This is a genomic window from Streptomyces sp. AN091965, assembly GCF_022698285.1.
GTDB lineage: Bacteria > Actinomycetota > Actinomycetes > Streptomycetales > Streptomycetaceae > Streptomyces.
On record NZ_JALDMY010000001.1, the window covers coordinates 1 to 15,399 of the forward strand.

A 15,399-nucleotide genomic window follows, 5' to 3' on the forward strand; every position below is an offset into this window, starting at 1 on the left:
CCTTGTGCCTGCCTGCCTGCCTGCCCGACCGGTCGGCCCGGCGGGCAAGGCCACCGTAGGGGGAGCTCCCGCCCCAGGGCCTGCATTCAGCCGTGCCGCACACCCCCGCCGGCGGAGGGGAAGCCCAAGGACGGACAACGCTCACCCGCGGCCCGGCTGCTGCGCGGCCGTCAGGCGTGCCCACGCCTGCTGGTTGTAGGGGCAGCGCGAGCGCAGGCTGATGCGTTCGCTCAGCAGCGCGCGGCCCAGGTCGTAGGCGCCCGCGTGCAAGACGGCCTCGACGAGGGTCTTGTGCAGGGCGTCCCGCTGGGCGTGGCTGCCGCCGAACTCCTGGAAGCGGTAGCGCAGCGGCAGCAGCAGGTCCACCACGTCGGCGTAGCGCCGCTGCCCGTACGCCACCAGGGCCCGGCACACCGGAAGGCCGATCTCGGCGGTCATCGCCACGTTGGACGGCCCCGCGCCGGCCTCGCGCAGCCACCGCTCCCGCTCGCCGATGAGCTGCTGGGCGTCGCCGATGCGTCCGGCCCCGACGTAGGCCATGACGGCGTGGACGTCGTTGAAGGCGTAGTGGGGCCCGTCGCCCCGGCGCGCCCACGCCTCGGCGAGCGCGGGCCAGCGGCCACCGGTGTCGGTGCCCGCCAGCTGCAGGCGCCACAGCAGCGCGGCCGCGTCCAGGAGCTCCATCGCCGCGCCGGGGGAGCCCTCGTGGTGCAGGGCGGCGTCGTAGACGGCCAGGACCTTGTCGGTGCGCCCCGTCTCCAGCAGGTACAGGGCGTAGTGCCACCAGTTGTGCACGTTCAGGTAGTTCCCGGCCGACCAGGCCTCGGTGCGGGCGTCGAGGTAGCCGATGCCGTCCTCGTGCCGTCCTTGCATCTCGTAGGCGTGGACGACGGCGTGGATGCCCCACACGTCGCGGGCGTTGCGTTCGACGGCCTCCAGGCCGACCTGTTCGGCCAGGGCGTAGTGCCCGCACTCCTCCAGGCCGAAGGCGTACATGCCCTGCAGCAGGCCGTAGTGCGGGTCGTCGCGGTCCCAGGAGGCCAGGGCGCCGCCGATGCGGTCGCGCAGGAGGACGGCGTTGCCGGTGAAGAAGTCGATCTGGTGGCCGACGGCCAGGGCGAGGATGTCCTTGGGGTGGGCCACCGTGAGTTCGCCGAGCAGCCGGCCCGCCCGGTGCAGGTCACCGGCCAGCCAGGCGGAGGCGGCCTCGGCGTGCAGGCGCTCGCGCACGCTCAGGCCCTCCAGCGGCACGTGCCGGTAAAACGTCCGGAACGCTGCGGCCCCTTCGGCCGCGTCCTTCTCCTCCGTGCCGAGCAGGGCGAGGTAGGCGCGCAGGACGTGGCCCATGGCGGAGCGGGGCGAGGCCTCAAGGACGGCCCCGGTCTGCCCGGACACCTCCTCGCGGAAGAACAGAAGGTCCTCCAGGGCCTTCTCGTAGTGCCGCACCGCTGCGGCGCCGGTGTCCGTCATCACCTGGCCGTGCCGGTCCACGCTCACCCTGTCCGCCTCCCGAAGGCCGCCCGCGAGAACCCTGCCCCGCCCGGGGGGAGCGGACACCACGGCACGCGCGGGCCGTTCACCCGGGCGGGGCAGCGTTGCGGCATGACCCCCTCCGGGCCGCCCCGGTTTCCGCCGTACCCGCTGCGCGGCGTTCGCGTGCTGCACCAGCGGCAGAACTGCGCGCCGCAGTTCGCGGGGATCACGGTGGACTTCGAGCCTGCGGCCGAGGGCTTCGTCTTCGAGGTCGCCAGGGGCTGAGGGTTGCGTACGAGCTTGCCGGGGACCTGCCGCGCTTCTTCGCGGCCGCGGCCGCGGGCATCGAGGAGCGGCTGCGCCTGCCCGGGCACGGGGTGGTGGTGGCCGTCCGGGTGGTGCTGCGGGGTGCCCGCGCCGACGCGTTCGGCTCGCACGAGCCGGCGTTCAGGGTCGCGGGCCATCTCGCCGTCCGCGAGGCGCTGGAGCATGCGGGGGCGGCGCGTTGGGGAGCAGGCCCCGGAGGTTGTTGAAATTACGGTCAAGCGGTACGGCCGGGCGCCCGGGGCGGCGGCCTGCGGCCCGGGGGCGGGCGGCCGTCTGACCAGCGGCCCCCGCCGCGCAGCCCCGCACGCGGCTGCTCCCGGTGAGAAGGAGCCCCGAAATTGGTCTAGTCCTCGCCTGGTCCATACCATTGACATGTCTGTGACCACAGGGCTACCTCATGGGGCAACAGCCGCGCGTCAGCCCCTCCCTGACGCCCCTTCACCCCTTAGGGATGGCCATGAGACGAATGCGTTCCCTCCGTGCCGCTCTCGCCGCGGCGGCCACCGCGGTGGCCGCCGCGGGCCTGACCGCGCTCTCCAGCGCCCCCGCCCAGGCCGCCACCCCGCTGCCCGCCCATGTCTTCGCCCCCTACTTCGAGTCGTGGACGGGCGAGAGCCCCGCCGCCCTCAGCGCCCAGTCCGGCGCCAAGCACCTCACGATGGCCTTCCTCCAGACGGCGACGAAGGGCTCCTGCACCGCCTACTGGAACGGCGACACCTCCCTGCCGGTCGACACCAAGTCCTTCGGCGCCGACATCAAGACGATCCAGGGCCGCGGCGGAGACGTCATCCCCTCCTTCGGCGGCTACACGGCCGACACCACCGGAACCGAGATCGCCGACAGCTGCACCGACGTCGACCAGATCGCCGCCGTCTACCAGAAGGTCATCACGACCTACGACGTCCCCCGGCTCGACATGGACATCGAGGTCGACGCCCTGGACAACACCGCGGGCATCGACCGCCGCAACAAGGCGATCAAGAAGGTCCAGGACTGGGCCGCCTCCACCGGCCGCCAACTGGAGATCTCCTACACCCTGCCGACGACCACCCGCGGCCTGGCGGCCGGCGGCCTGGCCCTGCTCAAGAACGCGGTCGCCAACGGCGCGCGCGTCGACGTCGCCAACATCATGACGTTCGACTACTACGACAACGCCCAGCACGACATGGCCCAGGACACCAAGACCGCCGCCCAGGGCCTGTACGACCAGCTCGCCAGGCTCTACCCCGCCAAGACCCCCGCCCAGCTCTGGGGCATGATCGGCGTCACGGAGATGCCGGGCGTCGACGACTTCGGCCCCGCCGAGACCTTCACCCTGCCCAACGCCACCACGGTGTACGACTGGGCGCTCGCCAAGGGAATCAACACGCTCAGCTTCTGGGCGCTGCAGCGCGACAACGGAAAGTGCCCCGGCGGCGGAGCCAGGGACGACTGCTCCGGCATCGAACAGGGCACCTGGGACTTCTCCCGTGTCTTCGCGCCCTTCACCCGCGCCAGCACCCCGCCGAGCGACGACTTCTCCCTGGCCCTCTCTCCGGCCGCCGCCACCCTCAAGGCGGGCGCCTCCGCCACCAGCACCCTGAAGACCGCGGTCACCGCGGGCACCGCCCGCACCCTCGACCTGAGCGTCAGCGGCGCGCCCGCCGGAGTCACCGCCACCCTCAGCCCCGCCTCCGTCACGGCCGGCGAGACCTCCACCCTCACGGTCTCCACCACCACGGCGGCCGTCAACGGCACCTACAGCCTCGTCGTCACCGCCACGGGCCCCTCGGCCGCCCACTCCACGACCTACTCCCTGACCATCACCGGCGGCAGCGGCAACCAGTGCACCGCGGCCCCCTGGGCCCCGGCCGCCGTCTACACCGCGGGCCAGCAGGTGTCCCACAAGGGCCACACCTGGAAGGCCAAGTGGTGGACGACCGGCGAGGAACCCGGCACCACCGGCCAGTGGGGCGTCTGGCAGGACCTGGGAGCCTGCTGACCCGGGCGGTGTCACCCTGAGGGTCAGGCCGCGCGGGTGTAGCGGTCGGCGGTGCCGGTGCGCTGGGCCGTCAGGCGGGCCTCGGCGGCTTCCCGGCCGAGCACCCGGCGGCGGGGCCTGGCGGCCTTGAGGGCTTCGCGTACGAGGCGGTGGTGGGCGGCTTCCTGGGCGAGCTCGGCGGCGCGGAACTGGTGGATCTCGTAGTCGAACATTTTCTTTTCCCCCTGGGTGGTGGTGTCTCGCTCTCTGCGATGACTCCACTTTCGTTTCCCAGGGGGGTGCGGCACATCGGGAAGGTTCCGCATCTTCCGGCGGGGCGGGGGCCTTAGGCATAGGAAAGTGCCTTAGCCCGCCGGCCGGGCCCCGCCACTGGTGCCCCATGGACAGGCCGGGGCCCTCGGACCCCGTCGGGGCGCGGCCGCTCACATGCGAGATCGCAGGACGTCGACCTCGCAGCCCGGGGCGAACGGGTCGAAGCCGTGCTCGATCAGCCAGCGGACCCCCAGCAGGCTGCGCAAGGACCACCAGGCGCGGATCACGTCGGGATCGGCGTCGGCGCCGTACCCGGCGAGGACGTCGTCGAGGTGTTCCTCGTGGCCGAGGGTGAAGGCGGCCAGGTCGTGCAGGGCATCGCCCTGGCCGGCCTCGGTCCAGTCGATGATGCCCGTGATCCGCTCGCCGTCGGCGAAGACGTGGGCGATCTGCAGGTCGCCGTGGGTGAAGGCCGGGGTCCACGGCCGCAGGGCGGCCTGGGCGACCTGGTGGTTGCGGGTGACCAGCTCGGCGGGCAGGAGGCCGTTGGCCACGAGCAGCGCGCATTCGCCGTCGAGTTCCGCCCTCACCTCCTCAAGTCCGCGGCCGGCCCTCCCGGTCCAGGGCGGCAGCGGCGCGTCGTGCAGCTGGCGGATGGCGGCGCCCGCCGCGGCCCACGCCGCCGGGGACGCGGTCGAGGGCTTGCCGAGGCGGCCGAGCGGCGCTCCCCGCAGCGCGGCGAGCGCGAGCACGGGCGGTCGGCGCCACAGCACCTCAGGGGTGGGGACCGGCGCCCTGGCCATCGCCTCGACTTCGACGTCGGTGCGCGTCTGGTCGGCGTCCACCTTGAGGAACACGTCGCCGACGCGCAGCGTCGCGCACTCGTGATGGGCGACGACGACCTTGACCTCATCGATATCCATGGGCGGCCAGTATCCCGGCGGTGATCGCCGATGTCGCCGGGTTTACTGCGCGCGACGGCGTGGCCGACCGGCAGGCCCTGGTGCCACGCCCGCGTCCGGTTCACTCGTAGCGCAGGCGCAGCGACTCCCGCTCGGCCTCCTCGATCTGCTCGATGGTCAGGCCCGGCAGGTTCAGCTGGGCCAGCGTCACCTCGGCGCTGGCGGGCTGGGCGTCGGCGGGCACCCACTGCTCCGGCTGCCACGCGTGGGCGCGCATCAGGGATTTGGGGCAGTGGGGGTAGACCTGTTCGACGTGTACGACCAGCGCGGTGACGGGCGGTTTGCCGACGGGCGTGAGCTGGGTGAGCAGTTCCGGGCGGGCGGAGACGCAGGCGCGGCCGTTGACGCGCAGGGTGGTCGGGCGGCCGGGGATGAGGAAGAGCAGTCCGACGCGTCCGGTCTGCAGCACGTTGTGCATGGTGTCGAGCCGCTTGTTGCCGGTCGCGTCGGGGATCACCAGGGTCCGCTCGTCCAGCACGGAGACGAACCCGGCCGGGCCGCCGCGCGGCGTCACGTCCGCCCTGCCCTCGGCGTCGGCGCTGCCTATGAACACCAGCGAAGAACAGCCGATCAGCGCGCGGGTCTGGTCGGTCAGGTGGTCGATCTCCTTGCGGACTGCGTTCGGGTTCGGCTGCGAGTAGAGCTCGGCCAGCTGAGCCGGGCTGGTGAGAGCGTCCGCCCGCAGGGCGTCGAAGAGCAGGCCGGTGGTACCCGTATCGATCATCATGGAACCGACCCTAGAAGACGACCGGCCCGGCGCGGCGCCCCGCACGTGATCGCGCCCGCTTGGCCCGGCCGCCGCGCCCTCCTTGTCCAGGGCCGTGCCGGTGCTCGCTGCACCCGCTGCGGGTGCGCCGGTCCGGTGGCGGGCCCCGCAGCGCAGGCGGCCCCGCCGGACGGATTCCGGCGGGGCCGCCCGGTGCGCGGTGGGCGCCGGCTAGCGGACGTCGACGTAGTCCTCGCTCCCGTAGTCCGCGTAGTGGGAGGCGTCGGTGTCGGTGTAGCGCATCTGCCAGGTGCCGTCCTGCTTCGCGGTGAACTTCTTGCTGAACGTGCCGTCGCTGAGCGTCTTGGTGCTGCCCAGCTCCTTCCACGCCGAGCCGGCGCTCTTGGCCTTGAACCAGACGCGGATCTTGTGTCCGGCGTACGGCCGCCAGGTGGATCCGGACTTGTGCATCAGGCCGCCCTTGGCGGTGAGCGTCGAGCCCTTGCGCACGCCCTCGGGCGAGACGCCGTCGTTCCACACCCGCGTGTACGTGCGTCCCAGCTTGACGCCGGGACTGTCCACGCCCGCGTGGACGAGGCGCAGCCGCCACTGGGCGCCCGAGTCGGCCTTCTTCGGCGAGGACGCGGTGAAGGAGGAGCCGTAGGCGGCCTCGAAGGTGCCGGTGCTCGTCCAGGACCCGCCCGCGGGGCGGTGGTCGATGGAGATCTCCGCCTTGGTGCCCGCCGGGTAGGTGCCCTCGGTGACGCCGAGCTTGCCGGTGAAGGTGACCTTGCGGTACTTGTCCACCGTGCCCTTGACGTTCGACAGCGTGCTGGTCTGGGGAGGCCGGGCCACCGTGAAGGAGTGCGGGGCCGGCGCGGTGAACCAGTTCGACCCGGTCGGCCACACACGCACCTGCCCGCTCTGCTTGACGGTGTACCCCGTGGCCAGGACGCCGTCCTGGCCGCTGACCGCGGTGGTGTCGGTGCCGGCGCCGGTGCCGATGCGCACCTCCTTGGCGACGGGCTTCTCGGTGCCGTCGTCCGCGATGCGGGTGAGCTTGCCCCGGATGGGGATCTCACTGCCGTAGGGGGCGGTGAGAGTGCCCGTGGGGGTGTCCACCGTGAGCTTCAGTTCCTGCTGGCGGAAGGGCAGGCTCAGCGACTCGTACTGCTCGTCAAACATGTACTCGAACTTGGTGGTGGCGGCGGAGCTGTACTCGTCGTAGTACTTGGTGGTGGTGAAACGCCCCTTCTGGTTCGTCCACACCCACCCCTCGCCGTGGGCCTCGCGGGCGCGGTAGTAGAGGCCCACCCCGGCGAACGGCTTGACCTCGTGGGTGTTCGGGTCCTCGGCCACCAGGGATCCGGACACCTTGGCGGTGGGGTGGTCGTAGGAGACCCACGGGTGGCTGCTGCTGAGGGTCAGCTTGGGGTTGAGGCCGTAGTTGAGGAAGCCGGTCGAACGCTGGACGACCTCGTCCGGCTGCCCTTCCCTGGCCACGACGTCGATCACGTAGGCGCCCATGGCGGGCAGGGTGACCGGCTCGGACCGGAAGACGTCCTCGTAGCAGTCGCTCGTGGCCGGGCACGTGTCGGTGCCCACGAGACGGACGCTGGCGAGGACCTCGGACCTGTTCTTCTCATGGATCTTGAGCGTGACGTCCTCCGGGCGGAACCGGGAGGACATGTGCTCGTAGGAGGCGTAGATCGTGCCGCCCTCCTGCACCGTCTCCGTACGGCCGCGGGAGTCGCCGTCCCCCGCGTGCGCCGCGGGCACGGCGATCAGCGTGGCAGAGGAGGCCACCAGGCTTGTGGCCAGCACTGCCGTGAACTTCTTCAAAGCTCCCCCAACGGGTGATGCCATCGTGTCGCGCGTACGACCCGCGGGGCAGGCCAATGGTTGTACGGACAACCAACTGCTTGTGCCGCCGCGGCCGCTGCCGCGTTGCTTCCGGCAAAGGATCCTGCGCACCTCGAAAGAGGCGGGGGAGAGGCCTGCCGGCCCGCATCACGGAGCCCCGGTTTCGGTTCTGTCATGTCCGGCGCGTTTCGTGTGTCCTCTCAATGGAGGAATCCGCGCGCCGGTAGCGCCACTTTCGCTCCTGCCATGGTCAAACTGTGCGAGGAATCCGGTTTCGACATGAAGTGATGGGAAAACAACATGCTTTGCTGCCCATCCGGTTCCCCCTCATGTGCCGTGCGGCGTTCACGGTGTCCGGGATCGCCGCCGTGAGCCCCGCCGCCCCCTCGGAGGCGCTCGCCCCCCGGCCGTCCGCCAGGGCCTGCCCGCCAGGCCACCTCTCATCCGCCCCCCGCCCGCTGCCCGGCAAGGGCGAGCGTGACGCGCGCACCAGGCCCACAGGAAGCCCCCGGCGGATGAGCGCCTGTGCGACGGCGGCCTGAGGCAAAAAGACCCCGCGCACACCACGGCAGCAATCACACACGCCACACTCACTGCCGCTCCCGGACGCGCGCGCTCCCGGACTTGTTCTCACCGCTGAGCACGGCGGGCGTGCGCAGGACGCCGTGCACGCCGGCGGCAACGACCGGCACACCTCACACCCGACGCCCCCCACCCATGCGAAGGAGAACACCGATGGAGCCCGTCTACGACGTGATGACCCGCCTGCTCACCGAGCACTTCGGCGTACCGAAGGACCAGATCCGCCCGGACGCCACCCTTGAGGCACTGGAATTCGACTCACTCGCCCGGCTGGAGCTGGGCATGCTCCTCACGGACACCTTCGGCGTGAGCCTGCCCGAGGACCGCGCGGACATCACCCTCGCCGAGGCGGCCGAGCACCTGACCGCGGCCGTCGCCGCGGCGGGAGCAGCCCCGTTGCCGCACAAGGCCGTCCGGTGACAGCACGGGACATGGCCGTCACCGGGCTCGGCCTGGTCACCCCCGCGGGGGTGGGCGTCGAGGAATCCTGGACGGGCATCTGCGCGGGCAGCGGCCTCGCCGCGCGCGACGAGGTCCTCACCGGTCTCCCCGTCGACTTCTCCTGCCGGGTGCCGGACTTCGACGCCGCCACCCTGCTCGGCCCGCGGCTCACCTGGCGCATCGACCGGTTCACCCAGCTCGCCATGGTGGCCGCCCGCCAGGCCGTCGCAGACGCGGCACTGGACCCCCAGGCGTGGGACGCACCGCGGGTCGCCGTCGTCCTCGGCGTGGCCGCCGCCGGGGGCGACACCTGGGCGGACGCCTACCGCAGCCTCGCCGAGGGCCGCCTCCACGCCATCTCCCCCCTCACGCTGCCCCGTTCCCTGCCCAACATGGTCGCCGGCGAGGTCTCGATGGACCTGCACGCCACCGGCCCCTGCCTCACCACCTCCACGGCCTGCGCCTCCGGAGCCACCGCGCTGGGCATCGCCCGCGACCTGCTGCGCGCCGGATCCTGCGACATCGCCATCGCGGGCGGCACCGACTGCGCCCGGGTACCGATGGGCTCGGCCGCCTTCTACCGGCTCGGCGCCCTCTCCCAGCGCCGCGACGATCCGGCCGCCGCCTCCCGCCCCTTCGACACCCACCGGGACGGCTTCGTCCTCAGCGAGGGCGCCGGCATCGTCGTCCTGGAGCGCCCGGAGCACGCCCGTGCCCGCGGCGCCCGCATCCGCGGCTACCTCGCCGGCTACGGGGCCTCCGCCGACGGCTTCCACGCCACCAGCCCCCGGCCGGACGGCGACGGCGCACGGCGAGCCATCCAAGCGGCCCTCACCGACGCCGGGGCCCAACCGGCAGACGTCCACCACATCAACGCCCACGGCACCTCGACCCCGCAGGGCGACCGCATCGAGGCCGGCCTCCTCGCCACCCTCTTCCAGCCGGGCACACCCCCGGTGACCTCCGCCAAGGGCGCCATCGGCCACACCCTGGGCGCCGCCGGAGCAGTCGATGCCGCACTGACGGTGCTCTCCCTGGAGCGGCAGCTCATCCCGCCCACCGCCAACCTCAACCAGCACGACGAAGACCTGGCCATCGACGTCGTCACCAAAACGCCCCGGACCCACCGGATGACGGGCGCCCTCAGCAACGCCTTCGGATTCGGCGGCCAGAACGCGGTGCTCTTCTTCCGCGCCGCATGACCCGCGTGAGCACCCGCCCGCGCCTCCAGCATGCCCGCCCCCGTCTGCTGCTGCTGCTCGCCGCCCTGGTGGCCGCCCTCTGCGCGGCCGCGGGCACGGGCACGCACGAACGGCTCGCCAACGGCGGCTACACCGCCAAGAACACCCCAGCGGACCGGACGGCCGCCCTGCTGGCCCGCGCCGGCGCGGCCCCGCCGGACCTGGTCCTGCTGGCCCGCTCCTCCACCGCACTGGACACCGCCGCCGCCCGGCGGGCGGGCCGCGCCCTCACCCGGGAGCTGGCCGCGGCCGACGGGGTGACCTCGACCCGCTCCTACTGGGTCACCCCCGACCCCCTGCTGCGCTCCCACGACATACGGGCCGCCCTGATCACCGCCGACCTCGCGGGCGACGACCGGGACGCGACCGCCACAGCCCGCCGCCTGGTGCCCAAGCTGACAGGCCGCCACGGGCCCCTGGAGGTCTCTGCCACCGGCGGCTCCTGGGTGAGCGTGCAGGCCGCGCAGGCGAGCGCACACGACCTCCTCACCGCCGAACTGATCGCAGCACCCCTGACACTGCTGCTCCTCACGATCGCGCTGCGCTCGCTGCTCGCCGCCCTGGTACCCGTCGTGATCGGCGCGCTCGCGGTCGCGGCCACCACGGCGCTCCTGCGGGCCCTGACGTACGCCATGCCGGTGTCGGTGTTCGCGATGAACCTCACCACGGCACTCGGCTTCGGCCTCGCGGTGGACTACGGCCTCTTCCTCATCACCCGCTTCCGCGAGGAGCTGGACCACGGCCGTGAGGTGCCCGACGCGGTGGCGCGCACGGTGCGCACCACCGGCCGCACGGTGGCCGCCTCGGCCTGCACCGTGGCCCTCGCGATGGCGGCACTGCTCGTGCTGCCGCTGCCGTTCCTGCGCTCCATGGCCTGCGCGGGCATGGCAGTGGCCCTCCTCGCGGCGGCCGCCGCCATGGCCGTCGTACCGCCGCTGCTGCTTCTGCTCGGCCGCCGCATCGGCCGCACCGGGCGCCCCGACAGCCCGCTGTGGCGGCGGGCCGCGACGGTGGTCACCCGGCGCCCCGCCCTGTACGGGATCGGCTGCACCGTGGCCCTGCTGCTGTGCGCGATGCCGTTCGGACACGTGCGGTTCGGGCTCATCGACGAGCGGACCCTGCCGGCGAGCACCGAGGCCCACGCGACGGGCCAAAAGATCCGGGAGGGCTTCGCCGCGCCCGCCGAGCGCACCCTCACCGTGGTCCTGCCCAAGGCCGCGGACGCCACGGCCTACCGGCAGCGGGCGGCCGCCCTTGACCACGTCGCCGCGGTCCGCCCCGCGACCCTGCCCGGACTCGGCCCGGTGCTGAGCGTCCTCAGCACGGCCGAACCCCAATCCGCCGCCGCCCAGCGACTCGTGGCCGGCCTCCGCGCGCTCCCCGAGGGCGCCCGGGTGGCGGGCCGCGCGGCGATGCTCGCCGACACCAAGGCGGCGGTGGCCCAGCGGCTGCCCCTGGCCGGCGCCATGCTGGCGATCACCACGTGGGCGATGCTCTTCCTGCTGACCCGCAGCGTGCTGCTGCCCTTCAAGGCGCTGCTGGTGGGCGCGTTGAGCCTGACGGCGAGCTTCGGCCTGGTCGTGCACATCTTCCAGGACGGCCATCTGCAGGGCGCGCTCGGCGAGTTCGCCGTCACGGGCGCCCTGGACCTGACGCTGCCCCTGCTCATGGCGGCCGTCGCCTTCGCACTCGCGATCGACTACGAGATCTTCCTGCTCTCCCGCGTACGCGAGCAGTGGCTGCGGGGCCTGAACAACCGGGACGCCGTGGTGGAGGGCGTGGCCCGCACCGGGCGGCTCGTCACCACAGCGGCCCTCGCCGTGGCCCTGGTCACCGGGGTGCTCGCCACCTCCGCACTGACGGTCCTGAAACTCCTCGGCACCGGCCTCGCCGTCGCCGTCCTCCTCGACGCCACGGTGGTGCGGGGAATCCTGGTACCGGCCTTCCTCACCCTGGCGGGCCGCGCCAACTGGTGGGCACCCGCGTGGCTGCCCCAAGGCACCCGGCCCCCAGACCCCGGCCGCGCAGAACACCACGAAGCCCTTCATGACGGCGGCGGCTTGCGGCGGGGAGGCGGGCGCGGCGGTGGTGGGCCGCGTGCTGAGTGTGGCTATCGGCGGTGGCGCAGCGACCGCGGGGCCGCGCTCGAAGCCGAAGCCGAGTGCCTGAAGCGCATTCGATGAAGTCAGCCTCACACCATCGAGTCAGAACAACACACCCAGCACAGCAACGAGTTGCGCCATCCCGGCACTGACCGGCGTCCCGATCGGCGCCCTTGACTGATTCTTCTTCATCAGCCGACAAAACCCGTCAGTACCCTCGGAGCTAACGTTCCGGCCGACAGCAGAGGACCGAAAGGAGCCCATTGTGCAGACCCCAGACACTTCCATGCCGCGACGGCCCGGCAGCCTGCTGCTGCTCGGCGGGCCACCGGGAGCCGGCAAGTCCGCCGTCGCCGACGCCCTCGCCTCGGGTGCCGAGCAGCCGACGGTCCACCTGCGCACGGACAGCCTCTACGTGTGGATCCGCTCGGGCTTCGTCCCGCCCTACCTTCCTCAGGCCCAACGCCAGAACGAGGTCGTCCTCGACGTCATGACCCGCGCGGCGTGCGCGTACGGGCGGGGCGGATACGACGTCGTCCTGGACGGCATCCTCGGCCCCTGGGTCCTGGCGGCATTCCGCACGGCCTGCCGACAGGACGACCTCGCACTGGCGTACGCCGTGCTGCGGCCGAGCCTGGACGTGGCCATCGCGCGCGCCACCCAGCGCAAAGGACGGCAGCTGAAGGACACCGACACCATCGTCGGCCTGTACGGTGCGTTCCAAGAGCTGGGTGCGCTGGAAGGCCACGTGGTCGACTCGAGCAGCCAGACACCGGAGCAGACCGCAGCAGACCTCGCCACCGGTCTACGGGCAGGCCGGTTCACCCTCGCCGCCACAGAGCAGTGACCGTCCTGCCGCTGCAGGACCGCGTGATCGGCGCCACTCCAGACCCCTGGCAGCAGGGCACGCGCCGTAGCGGCGGACCGTGCTGAGCACAGGTGCACGGACCTTCCGCACCCCCTCGTCGGCGCAGGGCCCACCCGCGCAGGCTCCCGCAGGCCCGCGTCGCACCGCACCAGCACGGACCGGCGCCCCGCTCCCTCCCACGCGCCCGCAGCAACCGCACGCCCGCGCGCTGACCCACCGTTGAGCCGCTGTTGATCACCCGATGCCAGTCTCCTCCGTGACGCCCCCGGCGTCGTCGTATCCGTACGACACGAGAGTTCACAAGAGACAAGGAACCACCAGGTGTCACAGCAGCAGCCCGGCCGCCGTACCGCGCTCAAGGCCGCAGGCGCCGGCGCCCTCGCCGTCGCCGCCGGTGCGGCGGCCGCCGACACGGCGACCGCCCAGAACAGCACGACCGCGACCCGAGGAGAGCGCGCTCTGGCCGCACAGCTGCGCCGCGCACTGCCCGACGAGCGGGTACTGGTCCGCGGGGACGCCGCCTACGACGCCGAGCGCGCCGCCTACCACCGGGTCATCGACCACCACCCGGCAGCGATCGTCGTGCCCCGCCACGCCGATGACATCGCCACCGCCGTACGCATCGCCTCGCACCACCGCGTACCGATCGCCGTGCAGGCCACCGGCCACGGCATCTCCCGCTCCGCGCACGGCGGGCTGCTCATCAACACCCGCCGGCTCAACCGCATCCGCATCGACCCCTCCCAGCGCACCGCCGTGGTGAGCCCCGGCGTGGTCTTCTCCGACCTCATCGACGCGGCCGCCGCCCACGGCCTGGCACCCGCCAGCGGCTCGGCAGTGGACGTCAGCGTCACCGGGTACACCAGCGGCGGCGGCCTCCCGGTGATCGGGCGCACCGTCGGCTACGCGGCCGACCACATCACCCGCGTCGACCTGGTCGACGCCAAGGGACGACGCCGCAGGCTCACCCCGCACCGCGACGCCGACCTGTTCTGGGCGGTACGCGGCGGCAAGTCCAACTTCGGCGTGATCACCGAAATCGAGACGGCACTCTTCCCCCTCACCCGGCTCTACGGCGGGAACATGCTGTTCATCGGCGGTGTGCCCGAACTCCTCAGGGCCTACCAGAAGTTCACCCGCAACCTCACCGAGCGGATGACGACCTCCCTGGTGATCGTGAACGTCCCCACCGACAGCCCCGCCTTCCCCGCCCCGCTGCGCGGCAAGACCCTCGCCAAGCTGCGCGTGGCATTCACCGGCGACGCGGCCGAGGGCGAGAAACTGCTGCGCCCGCTGCGCGCCCTCGGCCCCGCCCAGGACAGCGTGGCCGACATGCCGTACACCGACATCGCCAAGATCTACGCCGATCCGGCGGGCCCGATCCGCACCCGCGAGCGCGCCGGCGCGCTGCGGGCCCTGGACGACGCCACGCTGCGGCGCCTGCTGCGGGCCGCGGGCCCCGACGCCGACCGGCCCCCGATGGTCGTCGAGATCCGTCACCTCGGCGGCGCGCTCGCCCGCGCCCCGAAGCACCCCAACGCGGTGGGGCCGCGCGATGCCGCGTTCAACCTGTTCGTCGCGGACGTGGCACCCGATCCCGGCCAGGACGCCGCCCTCGAAGCCGGACAGCAGCGCCTCTTCGACATCCTCGGCCCCTCACTGACCGGGCACACGCAGCCCAACTTCCTCACCGACCACGACACGACCGCCACCCGGGTGCGCCGCGCCTACCGCCCGCGCGACTACGAACGCCTCACCACACTCAAGCGCCGCTACGACCGCCACAACCTCTTCCGCGTCAACCACAACATCCCGCCCGCGGCCTGAGCCCGAGCTCCCACCGCCCCTCGCGGACCGGCGGACGTCTAACGATCCGCGTGCTGCCCGTGCGGGCTCTTCGGCTGCCGCATCCACGCGGCCAGCAGCCGAAGCCGATGCGCACCACCGGCCCAAACCTCGCACCACGCCCAGTCGTGACGGGCTGTCAGCTCTGCAACCCCCGCCCTGTTCCCTTCGCGTCCCACACGCGGGGCGGCTCGTCTCCGCAGCCGGCGCTACGAGGCGCCCCCGGCCACGCGGGCCAGTACCGCCTCGCGCAGCCCCGCGCGGTCGACCTCCAGGGCGTTCAGGACGTCCAGGCCACGGCCTTCTCCTGCGGCCAGCAGGCCGAGCAGGATGTGTTCGGTGCCGAATCTGTTGTGGCCGAGCGCGTGTGCCTCGCTCAGGGTCTGTTCGAGGGCTTTCCTGGCGTCCTGGGTGTAGGTGGGCCGGGGATACTGGAAGGCGCCGGGGCCGAAGCTGTCGTCGGCCTTGCGCTGGATCTCCTCGACGTCGATGCCGAGGCAGGACAGGGCGTCCTTCGCGCCTTGCCCGCCGGTGGTGGCGACTCCGGCGGCCTCCAGGATGCGCAGGGTCTCCTGCCTGATCCGCGCTTGCCCGGCGCCCTGCTTGCGCAGTACCTCCCCGGCCGTGCTCCGGTCGGTGCCGGCCAGGCCGAGCAGCAGGTGTTCCGTGCCGATGAAGTCGTGGCCGAGGGCGATCGCCTCGTCTTGGGCCAGGGTCACGGCGTGCCGTGCGCGGTCGGTGAAGAACTCGAACACC

Annotated in this window: 13 protein-coding genes; 7 read left to right on the plus strand and 6 right to left on the minus strand. The window is 72.7% G+C overall.

The genetic code is table 11. The features are described from left to right. Positions 1 to 141: 141 nt before the first annotated feature. A complete protein-coding gene (locus tag MQV74_RS00005) occupies positions 142 to 1,497 on the minus strand; it encodes a tetratricopeptide repeat protein (protein ID WP_242713934.1) in 1,356 nt (451 codons plus the stop codon). A gap of 105 nt (positions 1,498 to 1,602) precedes the next feature. Here MQV74_RS00005 and MQV74_RS00010 point away from each other — a divergent pair, with 105 nt between their 5' ends. Then, positions 1,603 to 1,758, plus strand: a complete 156-nt coding sequence (locus MQV74_RS00010) for a hypothetical protein (protein WP_242713935.1) — start codon at positions 1,603 to 1,605, stop codon at positions 1,756 to 1,758. A 499-nt stretch (positions 1,759 to 2,257) separates the two neighbouring features. Further along, positions 2,258 to 3,781: a chitinase gene (locus MQV74_RS00015; RefSeq protein WP_242713936.1), complete on the plus strand. Its 1,524-nt coding sequence runs from the start codon at positions 2,258 to 2,260 to the stop codon at positions 3,779 to 3,781. A gap of 23 nt (positions 3,782 to 3,804) precedes the next feature. Here the strand turns inward: MQV74_RS00015 and MQV74_RS00020 are convergent, their stop codons facing one another. From MQV74_RS00020 to MQV74_RS00035, 4 genes are all read right to left on the minus strand, one after another. After that, the gene (locus MQV74_RS00020; protein ID WP_242713937.1) at positions 3,805 to 3,993 is read right to left on the minus strand and encodes a hypothetical protein; all 189 of its coding nucleotides are present in this window, start codon (positions 3,991 to 3,993) and stop codon (positions 3,805 to 3,807) included. Positions 3,994 to 4,203: 210 nt separating this feature from the next. Beyond that, positions 4,204 to 4,950, minus strand: coding sequence for an aminoglycoside phosphotransferase family protein (locus MQV74_RS00025; RefSeq protein ID WP_242728458.1), 747 nt, complete (start codon positions 4,948 to 4,950; stop codon positions 4,204 to 4,206). Between the two features lie 106 nt (positions 4,951 to 5,056). Continuing rightward, on the minus strand, positions 5,057 to 5,722 hold the full coding sequence (locus MQV74_RS00030; protein ID WP_242713938.1) for an MSMEG_1061 family FMN-dependent PPOX-type flavoprotein: 666 nt from the start codon (positions 5,720 to 5,722) through the stop codon (positions 5,057 to 5,059). A 210-nt stretch (positions 5,723 to 5,932) separates the two neighbouring features. Continuing rightward, positions 5,933 to 7,525, minus strand: coding sequence for a hypothetical protein (locus MQV74_RS00035; RefSeq protein ID WP_242713939.1), 1,593 nt, complete (start codon positions 7,523 to 7,525; stop codon positions 5,933 to 5,935). 774 nt (positions 7,526 to 8,299) lie between these two features. Between MQV74_RS00035 and MQV74_RS00040 the strand changes: the two genes are divergently transcribed. The 5 genes from MQV74_RS00040 (at position 8,300) to MQV74_RS00060 (ending at position 14,625) form a co-directional block, all read left to right on the plus strand. After that, positions 8,300 to 8,566 (plus strand): acyl carrier protein, encoded by a 267-nt coding sequence (locus tag MQV74_RS00040; RefSeq protein ID WP_242713940.1) that lies wholly within the window; start codon positions 8,300 to 8,302, stop codon positions 8,564 to 8,566. After that, complete coding sequence (locus MQV74_RS00045; RefSeq protein WP_242713941.1) at positions 8,563 to 9,789, plus strand: beta-ketoacyl-[acyl-carrier-protein] synthase family protein; 1,227 nt, start codon at positions 8,563 to 8,565, stop codon at positions 9,787 to 9,789. The genes MQV74_RS00040 and MQV74_RS00045 overlap by 4 nt, the downstream gene beginning before the upstream one ends. A gap of 5 nt (positions 9,790 to 9,794) precedes the next feature. Then, the gene (locus MQV74_RS00050) at positions 9,795 to 12,011 is read left to right on the plus strand and encodes an MMPL family transporter (protein ID WP_242713942.1); all 2,217 of its coding nucleotides are present in this window, start codon (positions 9,795 to 9,797) and stop codon (positions 12,009 to 12,011) included. Between the two features lie 184 nt (positions 12,012 to 12,195). After that, positions 12,196 to 12,777 carry an AAA family ATPase gene (locus MQV74_RS00055; protein WP_242713943.1) on the plus strand — a complete coding sequence of 194 codons (582 nt, stop codon included), beginning with the start codon at positions 12,196 to 12,198 and terminating at the stop codon, positions 12,775 to 12,777. Positions 12,778 to 13,119: 342 nt separating this feature from the next. Beyond that, positions 13,120 to 14,625, plus strand: coding sequence for an FAD-binding oxidoreductase (locus tag MQV74_RS00060; RefSeq protein ID WP_242713944.1), 1,506 nt, complete (start codon positions 13,120 to 13,122; stop codon positions 14,623 to 14,625). Between the two features lie 227 nt (positions 14,626 to 14,852). Here MQV74_RS00060 and MQV74_RS00065 read toward each other — a convergent pair whose 3' ends face one another. Then, positions 14,853 to 15,398 carry a Clp protease N-terminal domain-containing protein gene (locus MQV74_RS00065; RefSeq protein WP_374120558.1) on the minus strand — a complete coding sequence of 182 codons (546 nt, stop codon included), beginning with the start codon at positions 15,396 to 15,398 and terminating at the stop codon, positions 14,853 to 14,855. Position 15,399 lies beyond the last annotated feature (1 nt).

Coding starts and splice junctions, on each gene's coding strand:
- MQV74_RS00030 (WP_242713938.1), bottom strand. CDS start 5,722: ATGATGATCGATACGGGTACCACCGGCCTGCTCTTCGACGCCCTGCGG.
- MQV74_RS00040 (WP_242713940.1), top strand. CDS start 8,300: ATGGAGCCCGTCTACGACGTGATGACCCGCCTGCTCACCGAGCACTTC.
- MQV74_RS00010 (WP_242713935.1), top strand. CDS start 1,603: ATGACCCCCTCCGGGCCGCCCCGGTTTCCGCCGTACCCGCTGCGCGGC.
- MQV74_RS00020 (WP_242713937.1), bottom strand. CDS start 3,993: ATGTTCGACTACGAGATCCACCAGTTCCGCGCCGCCGAGCTCGCCCAG.
- MQV74_RS00015 (WP_242713936.1), top strand. CDS start 2,258: ATGAGACGAATGCGTTCCCTCCGTGCCGCTCTCGCCGCGGCGGCCACC.